This window comes from Rahnella sp. RcJ3 (assembly GCF_009498575.1).
Classification (GTDB): domain Bacteria; phylum Pseudomonadota; class Gammaproteobacteria; order Enterobacterales; family Enterobacteriaceae; genus Rahnella; species Rahnella aceris.
This window is the reverse complement of sequence record NZ_QSNX01000003.1, coordinates 275,101-294,030: the sequence shown is the minus strand read 5'-3', so window position 1 is coordinate 294,030 and position 18,930 is coordinate 275,101. Positions and strand designations below refer to the sequence as shown.

Sequence of the window (18,930 nt, the reverse complement as noted above, 5' to 3'; positions counted from 1 at the left end):
TCGTGTGTTCCGGGTCCGGAACATGGATGTCTACCGTGAAATCACAGACAGCGAATCATGCTTAATTATTTTTTAAAACGATTACTCGGACTGATCCCGACACTGCTGATTGTGGCCGTGCTGGTGTTTTTATTTGTGCATCTGCTGCCGGGCGATCCGGCGCGGCTGATGGCCGGGCAGGATGCCGATGCCAGCGTAGTGGCGCTGGTGCGTCAGGATTTGGGGCTGGATAAACCGCTTTATCAGCAATTCTTCACTTTCTTTGGCAATGCGCTGACCGGTGATTTCGGCCACTCAATGGTCTCAAAACGCCCGGTCATTGATGAAATCAGTTCGCGCTTTATGCCGACCTTTTGGCTGACGCTGACCAGCATGGTGTGGTCGGTGATTTTCGGGCTGGTGATTGGCGTGGTATCCGCCGTGTGGCGTAACCGCTGGCCGGACAGACTGGGCATGGCGCTCGCCGTTTCCGGTATTTCCTTCCCGGCCTTCGCGCTGGGCATGCTGCTGATGCAAATCTTTTCTGTTGAACTGGGCTGGTTGCCGACGGTGGGCGCTGACAGCTGGCAGCACTATATTCTCCCTTCTGTCACACTCGGTGCAGCGGTGGCGGCGATCATGGCCCGCTTTACCCGCGCCTCTTTTGTCGAAGTGATGCAGGAAGATTATATGCGTACTGCGCGTGCCAAAGGCGTGCACGAAGCGGTGGTCGTGGTCAAACATGGCCTGCGTAACGCGATGATCCCCGTCGTGACTATGATGGGACTGCAATTTGGCTTCCTGCTCGGCGGTTCGATTGTCGTGGAGAAAGTGTTCAACTGGCCGGGGTTAGGGCGGTTGCTGGTCGATTCGGTTGAGATGCGCGATTATCCGGTGATTCAGGCAGAAGTACTGTTGTTCTCGCTGGAATTTATCCTCATCAATCTGCTGGTGGACATGCTGTACGCCGTCATCAACCCTTCCATCCGATACAAGTGAGTAAGCGCATGAAAAACTGGCGGCGAAATGCCGTACTCGCGGGTTTACCGGTAATCACGCCGGGAACTGTGCAACCACAGGCGGGAAGGACACCGTGGAAAGCGTTCTGGCGTCGTTTTCGACGGCAGCACATTGCGATGATTGCGGGAGTTTTTATCCTGCTGCTGATTGCCGCGGCCATTCTTGCGCCGTGGCTGGTGCCCTTTGACCCGGAAAATTATTTTGATTACGACCGTCTGAACGAAGGCCCGTCGCTGATCCACTGGCTGGGTGTGGATTCGCTGGGGCGTGATATTTTCAGCCGTATTCTGATGGGTACACGGATTTCACTGACGGCTGGTGTCCTTTCTGTGGTGCTCGGCGCGGCAATCGGCACGGTATTCGGCTTGCTGGCGGGATATTACGAAGGCTGGTGGGATCGCATCACCATGCGCGTCTGTGACGTCCTGTTTGCTTTCCCCGGTATTTTGCTGGCGATTGCCGTCGTGGCGGTGATGGGCAATGGCATGTCGAACGTGATTATTGCCGTGGCGATTTTCAGCATTCCTGCCTTTGCGCGACTGGTGCGCGGCAACACGCTGGTACTCAAACAGCAAACCTATATTGAATCGGCGCGCAGCATTGGCGCCTCTGACGCCACGATTTTATTCCGCCACATCCTGCCGGGCACGTTGTCATCGATAGTGGTGTATTTCACCATGCGTATTGGTACCTCGATCATCACCGCCGCCAGTCTGTCGTTCCTGGGCATGGGCGCACAGCCGCCAACGCCGGAGTGGGGAGCGATGCTCAACGAAGCCCGCGCCGACATGGTGATGGCACCGCACGTCGCCATATTCCCGAGCCTGGCAATCTTTCTGACCGTACTGGCGTTTAATTTGCTGGGGGATGGATTACGGGATGCGTTGGATCCGAAATTGAAGAATTGAGATTTTTGCTTCTCCCCCTTCGCAGGGGAGAAGCAGATGGCTTCTATTTTTAGGAACCTGCACTCATGAAGGGGAGTGCAAAAACTCCGCATGGAATTTCAGGTGATCTTCCACAAATGACGCAATCGTAAAGTAACTGTGATCGTACCCCGGCTGAACCCGCAGTTGTAACGGCCAGCCGCGTTGTCGGGCGATCTCCGCCAGTTTTGCCGGTTGTAGCTGATCCGCCAGGAACTGATCGCTATCGCCCTGATCGACTAAAATCGGGAACGGTTTTTGATCCGCTGGCAATGAACTCAGCAGGTGGCAACTGTCGTATTGTAGCCACTGACTTTCGTCATCCCCCAGATACGCGCTGAACGCTTTACGTCCCCACGGCACCTGAGCCGGATTCACGATGGGCGCAAACGCTGACACCGAACAGAAACGCTGCGGATTACGCAGCGCCAGCATCAGCGCACCGTGGCCGCCCATTGAGTGGCCGAAAATCGACTGACGTTCGCTGACCTTGAAATGGTCGCTGATCAGCGCAGGCAGTTCATCAAGCAGGTAATCGTACATCCGGTAATGCGCTGCCCATGGCGCCTGCGTGGCATTCAGGTAAAAACCGGCGCCCTGACCGAGATCGTAACCGTCGTCGTTGGCGACACCTTCACCGCGCGGGCTGGTATCCGGCATCACCAGAATCACACCGAGTTCTGCCGCGACGCGCTGCGCCCCGGCTTTGATCGTGAAGTTTTCATCATTACAGGTCAGGCCCGACAGCCAGTACAGCACCGGCGGCGGCGCGTCGTGTTGCGCCGGAGGCAGATAAATGCTGAACGTCATGCTGCAATTCAGGCTCTCAGAGGTATGGCGGTAGCGCTGCTGCCAGCCGCCAAACATCCGGTGTTCTTCGAGTAGTTCAATCGAGCTGCTCATTGACACATTCCTTACTTATTAAAATGAATAACCGTACGGATAGATTTCCCTTCGTGCATCAGGTCAAAGGCTTGGTTGATTTCTTCCAGCGGCAGGGTGTGGGTAATGAAATCGTTCAGGGCGAATTCGCCGTCCAGATAACGTTGCACAAGGCCCGGCAACTGGCTGCGACCTTTCACACCGCCGAAAGCAGAACCACGCCATACGCGGCCTGTCACCAACTGGAAGGGGCGGGTGGAGATTTCTTCGCCTGCACCGGCCACGCCGATGATGACAGATTCGCCCCAGCCTTTGTGGCAGCATTCCAGTGCGGAACGCATCACATTGACGTTACCGATACATTCGAAGGAGAAGTCCACGCCGCCGTCGGTCATTTCGACGATCACGTCCTGAATCGGCTTGTCGAAATCTTTCGGGTTGATCAGATCAGTTGCGCCGAGTTTACGCGCCAGATCGAATTTGCTGGTGTTCAGATCGATACCGATGATGCGGCCTGCGCCAGCCATCACCGCGCCGATAATCGCAGAAAGACCAATCCCGCCGAGACCGAAGATCGCCACGGTGTCGCCTTTTTTCACTTTAGCGGTGTTGATGACCGCGCCCATCCCGGTGGTCACGCCACAACCGAGCAGACACACTTCTTCCAGCGGCGCTTCTTTATTGATTTTCGCCAGGGAGATTTCAGGCACCACAGTGTATTCGGAGAAGGTCGAAGTGCCCATGTAATGGAAAATCGGCTTGCCGTCTTTAAAGAAACGGGTGGTGCCGTCCGGCATCAGGCCTTTACCTTGTGTGGTGCGGATCGCCTGACACAGGTTGGTCTTGCCGGATTTACAGAACTTACACTCGCCACATTCCGGTGTGTACAGCGGGATCACATGGTCGCCCACGGCCACGCTGGTGACACCTTCGCCGACGGCTTCGACGACACCGCCGCCTTCATGGCCGAGGATCGCCGGGAAAACACCTTCCGGATCTTTGCCGGACAGCGTGTAAGCATCAGTATGACAAACACCGGTGGCGACAATACGCACCAGCACTTCGCCTTTTTGCGGCGGCATCAAATCCACTTCTTCGATGGACAGAGGTTGATTCGGGCCCCAGGCGACGGCCGCACGTGTTTTGATCATTTGCATTTTTTAGCTCCAGTCAGGTGTTTTTACTTATTCGGATTTTAAGTTAATAAGTCGGATGCAACGCCGGATCGTGTTCTGCGGCGAGCGGATGTTTCAGTAACGGGATCACCCCGTCATTCTGTTCGATGATCAGTTCTTTCAGCGCCCGGACATTCGGACTGAACGCATCCCGGCGCCAGATAAGCCAGGTGGCGGTATCGGCGAATTCATCCGGCATTTCGTGAATTTCTACCCGCTCGTGGCCGGGCAATTGTTCCAGCACAGAGCGCGGGATCATGGCGATACCCGCACCGCTGGCGACACAGGCCATCATGGAATGATAGGACTGAATCTCCAGGGTGTTAGCGACCGGCACATTCATGTGTTTGATCCAGCCCTGTAAACGCTGGCGGTAGGAACAACTGGGGCGGAATGCAAAAACGGTGTGGCCGCTGCGACCCGCAGGCACTTCCAGCGGCGACTCGCCCGGCGGGGTAATCACTACCATGCGCTCGCGAAAAGAAATACAGCCATTGATATCGTCAAAATCGATCGGGCCATCAACCAGTGCTGCGGCGAGACGTCCGGCACGCACGCTGTCGATGATTTCTCCGGAAGTCGCCGTCACCAGCGACAGCGCCACTTGCGGAAACTTCTGATGATAAGCGGCGAGCAAAGAAGGCAGGCGTGTTGCCGCCGTGCTTTCCATCGACCCCAGCGCGAAATTCCCGGCCGGTTCACCGGCATGCATGATGCTCATCGCTTCGTCGCTCAGCGCCAGAATGCGCTCGGCATAGTTGAGGAAGTTATGGCCCATGGCGGACAGGCGGATGCGTTGCTTCTCGCGGATAAACAGATCGGTGCCCAGTTCGAGTTCGAGCTGGCGCAGGCGGGTGGTCAGGTTCGACGGGACACGATGCAGTTGCTCTGCCGCACGCGCCAGCGAACCGGTTTCCGCTACGCAGCAAAACATCCGTAACTGAGTGAGATCCATGATGGGTTCCTGTGTTCTCTAATCGTAAACAAGTTGGTTTGTATTATTCAGTTTCCGTGATTGTACTCATAAGGCATCATAGCGACAACTTCCAATTAACTTTCTTTTAAGAAATCTGCTGTTTTCGGCGACAGGTTTGAGTATGTTTACTCACTGTTTCTAATATGTTGCATTGCGGTTTCTTTTGACGGAGCAGTTATGGCTTTTCGTATTGCGCTAAGTGGTTTTCTGGCTTTTGTCGTCGCGATGGGTATCGGGCGTTTTGCCTTTACGCCGCAGGTTCCTTTAATGATAGCTGAACATCAGTTCAGCCTGACCGGCGCGGGGCTGGTCGCCGCGTTCAACTATCTCGGTTATCTGTGTGGTGCGTTTGATGGCATGCGTGCCAGCAAACATCTTGAACGCCGTTTGTGGCTGGGCGTGTGGGGCGGCGTGATCCTGACATTGCTGTCGGCGGTAATTTCCGGCGAAGTGCTGCACAGTATTGTGCGCTTCCTGATCGGCTGGACCAGCGGCTGGGCGATGGTCATGGTATCAGCGTGGTGTAACGAACGGCTGGCGCATTATGGCCGTCCGGCAATGAGTGCCGCGGTGTTTGCCGGGCCGGGCGCGGGGATTTTCCTCAGCGGCATGCTAGCGGTGGGTATTCACAGTTTGCAGCTCACCTCAGCGCAGGCCTGGTGTGTTTACGGCGTGCTGGCGCTGATTTTCGTGGCAATTATCACGCCGAATCTGCCGCGCAAAGGCGACCTGCACCGTTCGCACATGGCGACTGAGCCGCTGGTGATGACGCCTGCGCTGAAACGTCTGGTGTGGAGTTACAGTCTGGCGGGCTTTGGCTATATCCTGCCCGCGACGTTTTTATCTCAGATGGCGAGTGCACGTTTTCCTGACAGTCTGTTCGCGCAGTTTGTCTGGCCGGTGTTTGGCGGCGCTGCGGTTATCGGCATCATCATCGGTATTCTTACCCGCCATTGTCTGACTACGCATACCCGCCTGGCGCTGACACTATGGATTCAGGGGCTGGGGATTTTGTGCGCGGAAGTGGTGCCGGGCGTCAGTGGTCTGGTGCTTGGCGCGCTACTGACCGGCGGCGGTTTCCTCAGCGTGGTGCAATTGGCCTTACAATACAGCCGCGAGCTTGCACCCAATCACAGCCGTTATATGGCCGGATTGCTGACGACCGGTTACGCTGTTGGCCAGTTATTCGGACCGGTTCTGTCGGCGATTTCTACCGCGCTGACCCATCGTCTGGAGCCTGCGCTGTATGTCGCGCTGGCCGGTTTCATTATTGCGGGTGCGCTGGTCTTCCGGCATAAACGATAAGTTGCAGCTATTTCATCCATCATGAAGCACATTCACTGGATTCTGAACCGGCTCTCCACTACAGTAAGCCACCTCATTTTAGCGTGATCTGCGTCAAAGTGATTACATCTGCCGGAGAAGAAAGAATGCCAATCCTGAGTAAAGAAGCCATTTTGGTTCACGAGGCCCTGTTAGCCCGTGGTCTGGAAACCCCTCTGCGTGAAGCTTTGCCGATCGACAATGAAACGCGCAAGCAGCGGATCCAGGAACATATGACCGGCATCATGCAGCTTCTCAATCTGGATCTTTCCGATGACAGTCTGGCGGAAACGCCGCACCGCATCGCCAAGATGTATGTGGATGAAATCTTCTCCGGACTTGATTACGCCAACTTCCCGAAAATCACCGTCATCGAAAATAAGATGAAAGTGGATGAAATGGTCACCGTGCGCGATATCACCCTGACCAGCACCTGCGAACACCATTTCGTGACCATCGACGGCAAAGCGACTGTGGCGTATATCCCGAAAGACACCGTAATCGGCCTGTCGAAAATCAACCGCATCGTGCAGTTCTTCTCACAGCGCCCGCAGGTTCAGGAGCGTCTGACCCAGCAGATACTGGTTGCCCTGCAAACCCTGCTCGGCACCACCAATGTCGCGGTTTCCATTGATGCGGTGCATTACTGCGTGAAAGCGCGCGGTGTGCGTGACGCGACCAGCGCAACAACGACGACTTCGCTCGGTGGTCTTTTCAAATCCAGCCAGAATACGCGACAAGAATTTTTAAGAACCGTCCGCCATCCGTCGTAACTAAAGCCGCAGCGGTGTTCGCTGCGTTCGGAGACCCGAATCACTGACATCAGTCAGCTCATCGGGCTCTTCTCGCTGGCTGCCATGCTGCAACTTCATTTACTTGGATGGTAGCCACCCTGATTTTCTTCCCTTATTCTTAAATATCTCAATAATCTTCAAAAGGAATGTCAGGGTGCGCTCACGTATTGCCACGCTCGACTTTGCCCGTGGTCTCGCCATTTTTGGCATTCTTCTGCTCAATATCAGCGCCTTCGGTTTACCGAAAGCCGCTTACCTGAATCCGGCATTTGCCGGAACGCCTTCAGCTTCTGATACCTGGACCTGGGCGGTGCTCGACGCGCTGGCGCAAGGCAAATTCCTGATGATGTTCGCCATGCTGTTTGGCGGCGGTCTGTTTTTATTGCTGCCGCGCGGCAAACACTGGATCCAGGCCCGGCTGTCGATTTTATTACTGTGCGGTTTTCTTCATGCCACCCTGATGTGGGACGGTGATATTTTGCTGTCATACGGGCTGATTGGTCTGGTGTGCTGGAGGATGGTGCGGGAAGGGCGCAGCAGTCAGTCGCTGATTTCAACGGGCATCATTTTGTATCTGATCGGTGTGGCCGTGCTGGCGATGCTGGGATTTATTACCTCGCCAAAGCCCGGTAGTTTCTGGCTTCCGGAACCGGCGGAAATTCAGTATGAACAATACTGGCGGCTGAAAGGGGGTTGGGAAGCTATCCGCAACCGGCTCGATTTACTGTCATCCAGTTTGCTGGCGATTGGCGCGCAATACGGCTGGGAACTGGCGGGCGCCATGCTGATTGGCTCCGGCCTGATGCGCAGCGGATGGCTCAAAGGTGCGTTTCGCGTCTCGCATTACCGCAAGGTCGCAGCCGTACTGTTACCGCTTTCATTGCTGATTCAGATCCCGGCGATTTATCTGCAATACCGTACCGGCTGGGACTACCGCTGGAGCGGTTTTCTGTTGCAGGTGCCGCGTGAAATTGGCTCGCTGATGCAGGCGGTGAGCTATCTGGCGCTGTGCTACGGCTTCTGGCCGCTGATTTCCCGCTGGCGCATAACGCACTGGATTTCGCAGACTGGCCGCATGGCACTGACCAATTACCTGTTACAGACGCTCATCTGCATCACCTTCTTCAATGTTTTCGGCTTCTATCAGCACTTTGACCGCCTGCAACTGGTCGCACTGGTGCCGCTGGTCTGGGTGTGCAATGTGCTGGTGACATTGCTGTGGCTGCGTCATTTCCGCCAGGGGCCGGTGGAGTGGCTCTGGCGTCAACTGACGGCGAAAGCAGCGGGTGAAGAACTAAAAGCTGCCTGAACCTGACGTTGATATATCATCCTAAATGATGGATTTGGGATGAAGGTTGCATATTTGTATGTAAACGTTTTCTTTCCTGTGACGAGATTCACGCAGGCGTTTTCGCAAAATGTTTAGGATAGCGGTCGTGCCTCTCCGATGACCACTACACTAAAAAAGGAAACGCCATGCGCACTTCACCTCGCTTCTCTTTGTCTGGTTTCTTTACCTCCTGGGTCAAAAATTTCCGTATTCCTCCGTACCATTCCCTGACTGATCACGGAGCGACGCATGGTCACAATTCGTGATGTCGCCCGGCTGGCGGGGGTTTCTGTCGCCACCGTGTCACGTGTTCTGAACAATCCGTCTATTGCCAGCAAAGAAGCGCGCGAGCAGGTGTTACAGGCCGTCGCCACGCTGGGATACCGGCCCAATGCCAATGCGCAGGCACTGGCGACGCAAAGCAGCGATACCATCGGCGTGGTGGTGATGGATGTTTCAGACCCGTTCTTTGGCGCGCTGGTGAAAGCCGTTGATACCGTCGCGCAGCAGCATCAGAAATACGTCCTGATAGGCAACAGCTATCATATTGCTGAAAAAGAAAGGTACGCCATTGAAGTCCTGATTCGTCAGCGCTGTAACGCACTCATTGTGCATTCCAAGGCGCTGGGGGATGACGAGCTTTCGCGATTTATGGATCAGGTGTCGGGCATGGTGCTGATTAACCGTGTCATTCCGGGCTACGAGCACCGCTGTGTCTGGCTTAACAACGTCAGTGGCGCGGAAATGGCAACCCGCCTGTTGCTGTCCCAGGGGCACCAGCGCATTGGTTACATCGGTTCAAGTCATGGTATCGAAGACGATTTGCAGCGCTACCAGGGCTATTCGCAGGCAATGACGCAGGCACATCAGAGCGGAGATGCGCCACCTGCTGCATGGCGGGCGCAAAGTTCGCCGGATCTGCAGGGCGGGGAAGCGGCGATGGTGGAACTGCTCGGGCGTAATCTGCACCTCAGCGCGGTGTTCGCCTACAACGATTCGATGGCTGCGGGGGCGATGGCCGTGTTGAAAGAAAACGGAATTAACATTCCCGATGACTTTTCGCTGATCGGTTTTGATGACATTCCGATTGCCCGCTATACCAGCCCGAAAATGACCACCGTGCGTTATCCGATCGTTTCCATGGCGACGCTTGCCACTGAACTGGCTTTAAAAGGTGCGGCAGAACAGTTAGCTACGGGCGTTTCGCATTGCTTCATGCCTACGCTGGTCAGACGCCACTCGGTAGCTCCCTGGCAAAATGTGGCACCCGTCACTTATTGATCAAATAACGCGATGTAACCGTTTTCAATCTGTGAGAACTTTCACAGTTTATTAACATCGGGCGCATTATGATTCATTCGTTTTCAATATGATTCAATTTGGGTCCGGTTTACCGGACTTGTTTCACAGCGAGTCAGGACGTTATAAGTCAAGGATGGCAGGCACCCACAATCGTGACGTGGAGCTGTACTGCTCCCGCAGGGATTTCCGGTGCCAAATTCTGTAACACCCTACATAACCGGAGATACAAATGAATAAGAAGGTCTTCACCCTGGCGACTCTGGCTGCAAGCATGATGTTTGGTTTTGCCGCACATGCTGCTGATACTAAAATCGGTGTCACCATCTACAAATATGACGACAACTTCATGTCCGAAGTTCGTAAAGCCATTGAGAAAGATGCGAAAGCCACTCCAGATGTGCAACTGCTGATGAATGACTCGCAAAACAGCCAGTCTACCCAGAACGACCAGGTTGACGTTATGCTGGCGAAGGGTGTTAAAGCGTTGGCCATTAACCTGGTTGACCCGGCTGCTGCCCCGGTCATCATTGAAAAAGCCCGCGGTGCTGGCATTCCTGTCGTTTTCTATAACAAAGAACCTTCCCGTAAAGATTTAGACAGCTACGACAAAGCCTATTATGTCGGGACTGATTCTAAAGAATCCGGCGTGATCCAGGGTGAGCTGATTGCTAAACACTGGAAAGCTAACCCGGCCTGGGATCTGAACAAAGACGGCGTGATCCAATACGTGCTGATCAAAGGCGAGCCGGGCCATCCGGACGCTGAAGCGCGTACTAAGTACGTCATTAGCACCCTGAATGGCAAAGAAGGCCTGAAAACTCAACAACTGCAGCTTGATACCGCCATGTGGGATACCGCACAGGCGAAAGACAAGATGGATGCGTGGTTATCCGGTCCTAACGCTAACAAAATCGAAGTGGTTATCGCCAACAACGATGCGATGGCAATGGGTGCTGTAGAAGCGCTGAAATCCCATAACAAAACCAGCATTCCGGTATTTGGTGTGGATGCCCTGTCAGAAGCGCTGGCACTGGTGAAATCTGGCGCAATGGCCGGTACCGTGTTGAACGATGCAAACAATCAGGCGAAAGCCACGTTTGATCTGGCGAGAAATCTGGCTGACGGTAAACCAGCGGCCGAAGGGACTAACTGGAAAATCGAAAACAAAGTCGTGCGTATTCCTTACGTCGCTGTGGATAAAGACAACCTGTCTTCCTTCGTGAAATAAGAATGCAGCGGCAGCAGTAAAGACAGACAGCAATAAAAAACAAAGCTAAGCAGTGGCAAAAATAATTGCGGTTAAGCCGTAAATAAAGACTAAGTATGATTAGACGTTAATGCTTATCTGACAGGACGTCATGTCGCTCTGCGTGTGGTGCGTATACCGGCCATACGCAGGGCTGACATCAGGTATTAATACACCCGTTTATTTTTATCTTTAGCCAGGTATAACTATGGCCGATAATACGTTATCTGACACAACATCAAAACCGGACGAATTCCTTCTGGAAATGAGTGGTATCAATAAATCATTTCCTGGCGTCAGGGCGTTAGATAATGTGAATTTAAAAGTGCGTCCTCATTCTATTCACGCCCTGATGGGTGAAAATGGCGCCGGTAAATCCACATTATTAAAATGCCTTTTCGGGATATACAGCAAAGATTCCGGTACCATTCTTTTTCAGGGACAGGAAGTTAATTTTAAAAGTTCGAAAGAAGCGCTGGAACAAGGCGTGTCGATGGTCCATCAGGAATTAAACCTGGTGTTGCAACGTACGGTCATGGACAACATGTGGCTGGGACGTTATCCGACCAAAGGACTATTTGTCGATCAGGACAAAATGTACAAAGACACCAAGGCGATTTTCGACGAACTGGATATTGATATCGACCCGCGCGACAAGGTCGGTAAGTTGTCCGTTTCGCAGATGCAGATGATCGAAATCGCTAAGGCGTTTTCCTACAATGCAAAAATCGTCATTATGGACGAACCGACGTCCTCGCTGACGGAAAAGGAAGTGAACCATCTGTTCACCATCATCCGTAAGCTGAAAGATCGTGGCTGCGGCATTGTGTATATCTCGCATAAGATGGAAGAAATCTTCCAGCTGTGCGATGAGATAACCATTCTGCGCGACGGTCAGTGGATTATTACTCAGCCGCTGGAAGGCCTGGACATGGATAAAATCATTTCCATGATGGTCGGCCGCTCACTGAGCCAGCGTTTCCCTGACCGCCAGAACGTACCGGGTGAAGTTATCCTCGAAGTCCGTAATCTGACCTCGCTGCGCCAGCCTTCCATTCGTGATATTTCCTTTGATTTACACAAAGGGGAAATCCTCGGAATTGCCGGTTTAGTCGGTGCAAAACGTACAGATATCGTCGAGACGTTATTTGGTATCCGCGAGAAAGTCGCCGGAACCATTAAATTACACGGCAAAAAAATTAATAATCACAGTGCCAATGAAGCCATTAACCATGGTTTTGCACTGGTGACGGAAGAACGTCGTTCCACCGGTATTTATGCATATCTGGACATCGGCTTTAACTCGCTGATTTCTAATATTCGTCAATATAAAAATAAAGCCGGTTTACTCGACACTGCCCGGATGAAAAGCGATACCCAATGGGTTATCGATTCCATGCGGGTGAAAACGCCGGGACATAAAACCAGCATTGGTTCATTGTCGGGCGGTAATCAGCAAAAAGTTATTATCGGGCGCTGGTTATTAACCAACCCTGAGATATTAATGCTGGACGAACCGACGCGCGGCATTGATGTTGGCGCTAAGTTTGAAATTTACCAGTTAATCACCGAGTTGGCGAAAAAAGAGAAGGGGATCATTATTATCTCCTCTGAAATGCCGGAGTTGCTGGGTATTACTGACAGAATATTGGTTATGAGTAATGGACAGGTTGCGGGTATTGTTGAAACTAAAAATACCTCGCAGAACGAAATATTACGCCTGGCTTCCTTGCATCTCTAATTTTTAAGGGTTCTTATTATGAAAGCATTAAATAAGAAAAGTGTGCTCACTTATTTAAAAGAGGGCGGGATTTATGTGGTCCTGCTGGTCTTACTGGCCATTATTATCATCCAGGATCCGAGCTTCCTCAGTCTCGTCAACTTAAGTAACATTCTGACTCAGTCATCTGTGCGCGTTATTATCGCACTGGGCGTGGCAGGGCTTATCGTCACCCAGGGTACTGACCTGTCAGCCGGGCGTCAGGTCGGGTTAGCAGCGGTTGTTGCGGCCACCATGTTGCAGGCGATGGACAACGTCAACAAAGTATTCCCGAATCTGGAAGTGGTGCCCATTCCGCTGGTTATTCTGACCGTGTGTATTGTTGGTGCATTAATTGGTTTGCTGAACGGTATTATTATCGCTTACCTGAACGTAACGCCGTTTATTACCACGCTGGGCACAATGATTATCGTCTACGGGATTAACTCCCTGTATTACGATTATGTTGGTTCTTCACCGGTGGCAGGCTTTGACCCGGGCTTCTCCCAGTTTGCACAAGGCTTTATCCATTTAGGTGGTCTGAAGCTTTCCTACATTACGTTCTACGCGCTGATTGCGATCGCCTTTGTCTGGGTGTTGTGGAACAAAACCCGCTTCGGTAAAAACATCTTTGCTATCGGGGGTAACCCTGAAGCTGCGAAAGTTTCCGGCGTTAACGTCCCGTTAAACCTGATTATGATTTATGCATTGTCTGGTGTGTTCTACGCGTTCGGCGGTTTGCTCGAAGCGGGGCGTATCGGCAGTGCGACCAACAACCTCGGCTTTATGTATGAACTCGATGCCATCGCAGCCTGTGTGGTCGGCGGCGTGTCATTCGCCGGTGGTGTGGGTTCTGTGGCAGGGGTGGTGACAGGGGTGCTGATTTTCACCGTCATCAACTACGGCCTGACCTACATCGGCGTGAACCCTTACTGGCAGTACATTATCAAGGGCAGCATCATCATCTTTGCGGTGGCGCTGGACTCTTTGAAATACGCCAAGAAGAAATAAGTGATCGGAAAGACAAATAAAAGGCCGCTTATGCGGCCTTTTTGCTGTATTAAATTCGGGGCTCGATCAACTCCCTCCCCTGCGAAGGGGAGGGAGTGGTCTTTGCTCCTCCCCCTGCGAAGGGGGAGGTTGGGAGGGGGTTTTAAAGGCTAACTCTTTGTCAAAGCTCACTTTAAATCTTGCTTTTGACCTTAATACCCCACCCCAACCCTCCCCTTCGCAGGGGAGGCGCAGTCCGGTTCTTACTGCTGGAAAGGATTTCTGCCCACCGGTTTCGGTGGTTCAGGTTGCGGTGCCGGTGCGGCATCCTCGGTTTCATCCTGAGCGGCGTCATTGGCTTCCTGCTCCGCTTTGACTCTGGCCGCTTCGTCTGCGGCCGCTTTTTCCGCAGCAGCTTTATCCGCTGCTGCCTTATCTGCCGCGGCTTTGGCGATAGCGGCTTTCTTCTCGGCTTCAAGTTGCTGTTGTAATGCCAGCAGTTGTTCCGGTGTTACCGCCGGGTAGCCCTGGGCATCGTCCGGAATGGTGTGTACCGCAGGAATAGGGATCAGCGGGCCAAGGAAGCGGGGTTCGCGTTTAAGCAGATACAAATCCGTCAGCGCGCCGAGGCGGGCGAAGATCTCGCGGCTGCGCACGCTGAGCATATTTTTTGGCGATGGTACGGCGAAACATTGTGCCTGAATGCCCATGTGCAGCGCGATAAACAGCGCCCGCTCGCAGTGGAAACGCTGGGTGATAATGATGAAATCGTTAGTGTCGAAGACTTTGCGGGTACGCACGATGGAGTCGAGCGTACGGAATCCGGCGTAGTCGAGCACGATATCGCTGGCGGGAATACCGGCGGCAATCAGGTCGCGGCGCATGGTGCTCGGCTCGTTATAACTTTGCTGTGCATTGTCACCGCTCAGCAGCAGATATTTCACCTTGCCGCTGTTGTAGGCATTAATCGCGCCCTGAATCCGGTACAGGTAATACTGATTAATGACGCCGGTGCGGTAATACTTCGCTGTTCCGAGCACCACGCCGACCTGACGGTGCGGCAGGGTTTGTACTTCGTCATAAATGTAGGGCTGGGTACGTAAGCTTATCCACTGATCAAGCCCAATAGCGACAGCCAGCATCAGAATAATGATGCCGAAAACGCCAGCTATAAGTCGCTTAATCATAGGTATCCCTGTTATGACCGGATGGAAATCGGATCCAAGGCTACTTTACCTGTTCGGGGTTCGCAATACGTTGGACTCTGCATCCACAGGCTTCGCAGCTTTTTTCAGCACTTTTCAGTGAATTACTTCTTAATCTGCGCGACGTACTGCAATTTGGACGAAAAAAAAGACCAATGCTTAAGGCATTGGTCTGGATCATAGCCGGACTTCTTTTACTACCGTCGGATCAGAAAGACGTGCGCTTATAACTTCGGTACTGCGGTGCCCAGAAGTTATGCTCAATGGCTTTCGACAGAGAATCTTCTGACGTTACCATCGCCACGCCCTGCAACTGCGCGGCCTTACCGACGGCCATCGCGATGCATTTAGACACGCCCTGAATATCGTCAACGTCCGGCAGCAGCGAGCCTGTGCCTTCTGTGGCCAGCGGCGAACACTCTGCCAGTGTTCTGCTGGCGGCCATCAGCATACCGTCGGTAACGCGGGTGGCGCCCGAGGCAATCACACCCAGCCCGATCCCCGGGAAGATGAAGGAGTTGTTGCACTGTGCGATAGGGTAGAGCTTGCCTTTGTGGCTCACCGGTGCAAACGGGCTGCCGGTGGCGACCAGCGCGGCGCCGTCGGTCCAGTTCAGGATATCGGCAGGTGTGGCTTCCACGCGGGACGTCGGATTGCTCAGGGGCATCACCACCGGACGTGCGCAGTGTTTGTGCATTTCGCGGATGATTTCTTCGGTGAACAGCACCGGCTGGCCGGAAACGCCGATCAGCACGGTTGGCCTGGCGTTACGCACCACATCCAGCAGGGAAACGCTGTCGCTTTCCATGCCCCAGCTGGCCAGTGCGCTGCTTTTCTGCACCAGTTTGCTCTGGAAATCCAGCAGGTTAGGCAGTTTATCGGTGAGCAAACCAAAGCGGTCGACCATAAAGACTTTGGCGCGGGCTTCTTCTTCGCTCAGACCTTCAGATTTCATCTGCGCAACGATTTGTTCTGCGATACCACAACCGGCAGAACCCGCACCGAGGAAGGCGACTGTCTGATCGCTCAGTTTGCCCCCGGCGGCTTTACTGGCGGCAATCAGGCTACCCAGCGCCACGGACGCTGTGCCCTGAATATCGTCGTTAAAGCAGCACAGTTCATCACGGTAGCGTTCGAGGATCGGCATGGCATTCTTCTGTGCGAAATCTTCAAACTGCAGCAGCACGTTTGGCCAGCGGATTTTTACGGCCTGAATGAACTGATCAACAAACGCTTCATATTCTTCACCCGTAATGCGCGGATGACGCCAGCCCATGTACAGCGGGTCGTTGAGTAACTGCGGATTGTTGGTACCGGCGTCCAGAACCACCGGCAAGGTATACGCCGGGCTGATGCCGCCACAGGCGGTATACAGGGAAAGCTTACCGATCGGAATGCCCATGCCGCCGATGCCCTGGTCGCCCAGACCGAGAATGCGTTCGCCGTCAGTCACCACCACCACTTTTACGTGTTGTTTGGTGGCGTTTTGCAGCATGTCATCGATGTGGGCGCGGTTCGGATAAGAGATGAACAGGCCACGGGCGCGGCGGTAGATATCTGAAAAGTGTTCGCAGGCCTCGCCGACGGTCGGGGTATAAATCACCGGCATCATTTCGCTGAGATGGTTGTCCAGCAGACGGTAGAACAGCGTCTCATTGGTGTCCTGAATGTTTCTCAAATAGATGTGTTTATCGATGTCGGTTTTGAAATTCTGAAACTGGCGGTAGGCACGGTCAGCCTGTTCTTCGATGGTTTCCACCGCTTCCGGCAGTAAACCGTGAAGGTTAAAGTTGCTGCGCTCTTCTTCAGTAAAAGCGCTGCCTTTATTCAGTAACGGAAACTCTAACAGGATCGGGCCAGCGTGGGGAATGTACAGGGGGCGTTTACTTTCGTATTCAAGTTCCATCGTTTTACTCTTCCGGTTTTCAGAATGTTGTTTTTTATATTTCGGAGCGGTGAGGGTAACAGAGAGGAAATAAGGATTTCAAATGACAAATGTAATGACAATGTTATGTAACTAAAGACTCCGGAAACAGAGTCTTTAGTGTTAACCGGCTCACACTATCAGCAGGTCAGCGTGGTGATATCTTTGCAGCCCAGTGCTTTTAACGTGGCACGCGTGGCATCGTTTTGCGTGATCAACGCATCTTTTTGCTCGACCAGTACTGCACGGCGCACTTTCAGGCAATCTTCACCTGACATATTCAGCAGGATTAACGCGGCCTGCAAAGGAGGCAGGCTCGGATTGAATGCGGCGTTTTCGGCGTAACGGCCACCGAACTGTTTGCCGTTATGGGTTTCCAGCGCCACACCACTGTGCGACTTACTGTAAGGCGCATGACTTTGATTGCAGGCATCCAGTGCCATGAGTGCCAGGGAGTCGGTGCTTTCCAGTGTGTAACCGTGATTCACTTGGTCCATCAGCAGGGTGGTGATGTCCAGATCCTTTGGGCCGAAGGAGTGCGGCAGATAATCGCCAAGTGTTGCTACATCACGATCGGGCAGATGGATATCCAGCGCTGTGCCGCTGGTCAGCTCATTCATAAACTGACGACAATGCCCGCAAGGGGTGTAATTCACGGTGATGGAGGCCAGACGGGTTTCACCACGCAGCCAGGCGTGCGTGACTGCGGATTGCTCAGCGTGAACCGTTTGTTGCATCGGCGCACCGGCGAATTCCATGTTGGCACCGAAATACAAATTGCCTGAAATTCCGCGTGCAACCGCACCGACATTGAAATGAGAGATAGGCGTAACGGAACAGGCTGCGGCCAGAGGCAGCAGGGCAAATGCCAGCGCGTCATCGTCCAGTCCGGTCGCCTGTTTTATCTGCGCAACATCAGCCGCAGTGAGCATTGCCGGGAAGTCATCATGACGCAAAAACGGCTCAAGCGCGGAGGATAAATTTTCAGGGAGTGCCGCAAAGGCGGTGTGAAAACGTGCGTGCATAAACATTCGATCTCGCAGTGATTACGGTTGAACAGTGTAAAAGTCATTCCATGAATGTAGTGTGATGAATGTCACTTTTTCGATGTAATAAGTTCTGCTTCGTTGCATATTTGGGAGATGTTACGCAGAACAGCCGCCTTTCCAGACGGCTGTTAAAAAAGGATGACGGGGAATCAGTGAGCCGGGAACCACTTGTCATTGATCTTTTTAAATTCGCCGTTAGCTTTGATCCCTTCCAGCGCTGTGTTCAGCTTCGCCAGCAGTTCCTTATTATCAGGACGCACCGCCATGCCGACGCCGGTACCAAAGTATTGCGGATCTTTAATCAGCTCGCCGACTTCACCCAGATTCGGGTTGGATTTCAGCCAGCCGTTCAGCACGGCGGTGTCGCCTAACAGCCCGTCCAGACGACCACTTTTCAGATCCAGAATCGCATTCTGATAGCTGTCGTAACCGACGGTAGTGATTTCAGGATGCTTTTCCATCAGGTATTTCTGGTGCGTGGTGCCATTTTCCAGGCCAACACGCTTACCTTTCAGATCCGCAATAGAAGCAAACTTGCCTTTCGGCCCGATAATCATCGCCGTGTTAGCGTAGTAAGGCTGGGTGAACGTCACCTGTTTACTGCGCTCTTCCGTGATATCCATACCGGAAATAATCACATCGAAACGACGGAATTTCAGTGCCGGGATCAGACCATCAAACGGCTGATTGGTGAAGGTACAGGTTTCCTGCATTTGCTTACACAGCGCGTTCGCCAGGTCGATATCAAAACCAATAATCTGGTTGTCAGCGCCGATAGATTCAAACGGCGGATACGTGGCGGATGTGCCGAAACGAATGGTGTCCGCAGCGGTGGCAGTGAAAACCGTGGCAGACAAGAGGGCGGCGAGGATCAGCTTTTTCATGCAATACATTCCTGTTCAAAAAATGACATTCCCTTCATGGTACAGTTTACTGATTTTATTAATTTAATCGGGTAACTGGCAGGAAGTGAAACCTGAGAACAAAGTGCCACTAAATGAATTTATATGCAATAAATTTGATTAAAAAATTATAAATTGAAACAGGGGG

At 53.0% G+C, this 18,930-nt stretch carries 16 protein-coding genes; 9 read left to right on the top strand and 7 right to left on the bottom strand.

The genetic code is table 11. The features are described 5' to 3' along the window. Positions 1-57 precede the first annotated feature (57 nt). Both gsiC and gsiD read left to right on the top strand, forming a co-directional pair. Positions 58-978: a glutathione ABC transporter permease GsiC gene (gene gsiC, locus DXU84_RS06125; RefSeq protein ID WP_015689564.1), complete on the top strand. Its 921-nt coding sequence runs from the start codon at positions 58-60 to the stop codon at positions 976-978. An 8-nt stretch (positions 979-986) separates the two neighbouring features. Then, positions 987-1,907 carry a glutathione ABC transporter permease GsiD gene (gene gsiD / locus DXU84_RS06120; protein ID WP_037036082.1) on the top strand — a complete coding sequence of 307 codons (921 nt, stop codon included), beginning with the start codon at positions 987-989 and terminating at the stop codon, positions 1,905-1,907. A 63-nt stretch (positions 1,908-1,970) separates the two neighbouring features. On the opposite strand, the gene fghA is transcribed toward gsiD, so the two are convergent. From fghA to DXU84_RS06105, 3 genes are read right to left on the bottom strand one after another with little or no spacing between them, the layout of a single operon-like run. Next, positions 1,971-2,828, bottom strand: a complete 858-nt coding sequence (gene fghA, locus DXU84_RS06115) for an S-formylglutathione hydrolase (protein ID WP_013574737.1) — start codon at positions 2,826-2,828, stop codon at positions 1,971-1,973. 11 nt (positions 2,829-2,839) lie between these two features. Continuing rightward, positions 2,840-3,964: an S-(hydroxymethyl)glutathione dehydrogenase/class III alcohol dehydrogenase gene (locus DXU84_RS06110; RefSeq protein WP_013574738.1), complete on the bottom strand. Its 1,125-nt coding sequence runs from the start codon at positions 3,962-3,964 to the stop codon at positions 2,840-2,842. A 43-nt stretch (positions 3,965-4,007) separates the two neighbouring features. Continuing rightward, positions 4,008-4,937 carry a LysR family transcriptional regulator gene (locus tag DXU84_RS06105; RefSeq protein ID WP_013574739.1) on the bottom strand — a complete coding sequence of 310 codons (930 nt, stop codon included), beginning with the start codon at positions 4,935-4,937 and terminating at the stop codon, positions 4,008-4,010. Between the two features lie 198 nt (positions 4,938-5,135). Here DXU84_RS06105 and DXU84_RS06100 point away from each other — a divergent pair, with 198 nt between their 5' ends. The 7 genes from DXU84_RS06100 to mglC all read left to right on the top strand — a co-directional run bounded on the left by DXU84_RS06100 (position 5,136) and on the right by mglC (position 13,723). Then, complete coding sequence (locus tag DXU84_RS06100) at positions 5,136-6,263, top strand: YbfB/YjiJ family MFS transporter (RefSeq protein WP_013574740.1); 1,128 nt, start codon at positions 5,136-5,138, stop codon at positions 6,261-6,263. A gap of 125 nt (positions 6,264-6,388) precedes the next feature. After that, positions 6,389-7,054, top strand: a complete 666-nt coding sequence (gene folE, locus DXU84_RS06095; protein WP_013574741.1) for a GTP cyclohydrolase I FolE — start codon at positions 6,389-6,391, stop codon at positions 7,052-7,054. 175 nt (positions 7,055-7,229) lie between these two features. After that, complete coding sequence (gene yeiB / locus DXU84_RS06090) at positions 7,230-8,384, top strand: DUF418 domain-containing protein YeiB (protein WP_370461734.1); 1,155 nt, start codon at positions 7,230-7,232, stop codon at positions 8,382-8,384. Between the two features lie 270 nt (positions 8,385-8,654). Further along, positions 8,655-9,686 carry an HTH-type transcriptional regulator GalS gene (galS, locus tag DXU84_RS06085; protein ID WP_015689566.1) on the top strand — a complete coding sequence of 344 codons (1,032 nt, stop codon included), beginning with the start codon at positions 8,655-8,657 and terminating at the stop codon, positions 9,684-9,686. Positions 9,687-9,936: 250 nt separating this feature from the next. Further along, positions 9,937-10,935: a galactose/glucose ABC transporter substrate-binding protein MglB gene (gene mglB / locus DXU84_RS06080; protein WP_013574745.1), complete on the top strand. Its 999-nt coding sequence runs from the start codon at positions 9,937-9,939 to the stop codon at positions 10,933-10,935. Between the two features lie 226 nt (positions 10,936-11,161). Beyond that, positions 11,162-12,694, top strand: a complete 1,533-nt coding sequence (mglA, locus tag DXU84_RS06075) for a galactose/methyl galactoside ABC transporter ATP-binding protein MglA (protein WP_112151158.1) — start codon at positions 11,162-11,164, stop codon at positions 12,692-12,694. Between the two features lie 18 nt (positions 12,695-12,712). After that, positions 12,713-13,723 (top strand): galactose/methyl galactoside ABC transporter permease MglC, encoded by a 1,011-nt coding sequence (mglC, locus tag DXU84_RS06070; RefSeq protein ID WP_013574747.1) that lies wholly within the window; start codon positions 12,713-12,715, stop codon positions 13,721-13,723. 242 nt (positions 13,724-13,965) lie between these two features. Here mglC and sanA read toward each other — a convergent pair whose 3' ends face one another. The 4 genes from sanA to DXU84_RS06050 form a co-directional block, all read right to left on the bottom strand. Continuing rightward, positions 13,966-14,889, bottom strand: coding sequence for an outer membrane permeability protein SanA (gene sanA, locus DXU84_RS06065; protein ID WP_013574748.1), 924 nt, complete (start codon positions 14,887-14,889; stop codon positions 13,966-13,968). 226 nt (positions 14,890-15,115) lie between these two features. Next, positions 15,116-16,813: an NAD-dependent malic enzyme gene (locus tag DXU84_RS06060; RefSeq protein WP_153375095.1), complete on the bottom strand. Its 1,698-nt coding sequence runs from the start codon at positions 16,811-16,813 to the stop codon at positions 15,116-15,118. Positions 16,814-16,971: 158 nt separating this feature from the next. After that, the gene (cdd, locus tag DXU84_RS06055; protein WP_015689569.1) at positions 16,972-17,856 is read right to left on the bottom strand and encodes a cytidine deaminase; all 885 of its coding nucleotides are present in this window, start codon (positions 17,854-17,856) and stop codon (positions 16,972-16,974) included. Between the two features lie 173 nt (positions 17,857-18,029). Then, a complete protein-coding gene (locus DXU84_RS06050; protein WP_013574751.1) occupies positions 18,030-18,764 on the bottom strand; it encodes an arginine ABC transporter substrate-binding protein in 735 nt (244 codons plus the stop codon). Positions 18,765-18,930 lie beyond the last annotated feature (166 nt).

Excerpts from the sequence above, each read along its gene's own strand:
- mglB (WP_013574745.1), top strand. The coding sequence starts at position 9,937 with ATGAATAAGAAGGTCTTCACCCTGGCGACTCTGGCTGCAAGCATGATG.
- sanA (WP_013574748.1), bottom strand. The coding sequence starts at position 14,889 with ATGATTAAGCGACTTATAGCTGGCGTTTTCGGCATCATTATTCTGATG.
- fghA (WP_013574737.1), bottom strand. The coding sequence starts at position 2,828 with ATGAGCAGCTCGATTGAACTACTCGAAGAACACCGGATGTTTGGCGGC.
- DXU84_RS06050 (WP_013574751.1), bottom strand. The coding sequence starts at position 18,764 with ATGAAAAAGCTGATCCTCGCCGCCCTCTTGTCTGCCACGGTTTTCACT.
- galS (WP_015689566.1), top strand. The coding sequence starts at position 8,655 with ATGGTCACAATTCGTGATGTCGCCCGGCTGGCGGGGGTTTCTGTCGCC.
- gsiC (WP_015689564.1), top strand. The coding sequence starts at position 58 with ATGCTTAATTATTTTTTAAAACGATTACTCGGACTGATCCCGACACTG.
- DXU84_RS06110 (WP_013574738.1), bottom strand. The coding sequence starts at position 3,964 with ATGCAAATGATCAAAACACGTGCGGCCGTCGCCTGGGGCCCGAATCAA.
- DXU84_RS06100 (WP_013574740.1), top strand. The coding sequence starts at position 5,136 with ATGGCTTTTCGTATTGCGCTAAGTGGTTTTCTGGCTTTTGTCGTCGCG.
- DXU84_RS06105 (WP_013574739.1), bottom strand. The coding sequence starts at position 4,937 with ATGGATCTCACTCAGTTACGGATGTTTTGCTGCGTAGCGGAAACCGGT.
- cdd (WP_015689569.1), bottom strand. The coding sequence starts at position 17,856 with ATGCACGCACGTTTTCACACCGCCTTTGCGGCACTCCCTGAAAATTTA.
- DXU84_RS06060 (WP_153375095.1), bottom strand. The coding sequence starts at position 16,813 with ATGGAACTTGAATACGAAAGTAAACGCCCCCTGTACATTCCCCACGCT.
- gsiD (WP_037036082.1), top strand. The coding sequence starts at position 987 with ATGAAAAACTGGCGGCGAAATGCCGTACTCGCGGGTTTACCGGTAATC.
- mglC (WP_013574747.1), top strand. The coding sequence starts at position 12,713 with ATGAAAGCATTAAATAAGAAAAGTGTGCTCACTTATTTAAAAGAGGGC.
- folE (WP_013574741.1), top strand. The coding sequence starts at position 6,389 with ATGCCAATCCTGAGTAAAGAAGCCATTTTGGTTCACGAGGCCCTGTTA.
- mglA (WP_112151158.1), top strand. The coding sequence starts at position 11,162 with ATGGCCGATAATACGTTATCTGACACAACATCAAAACCGGACGAATTC.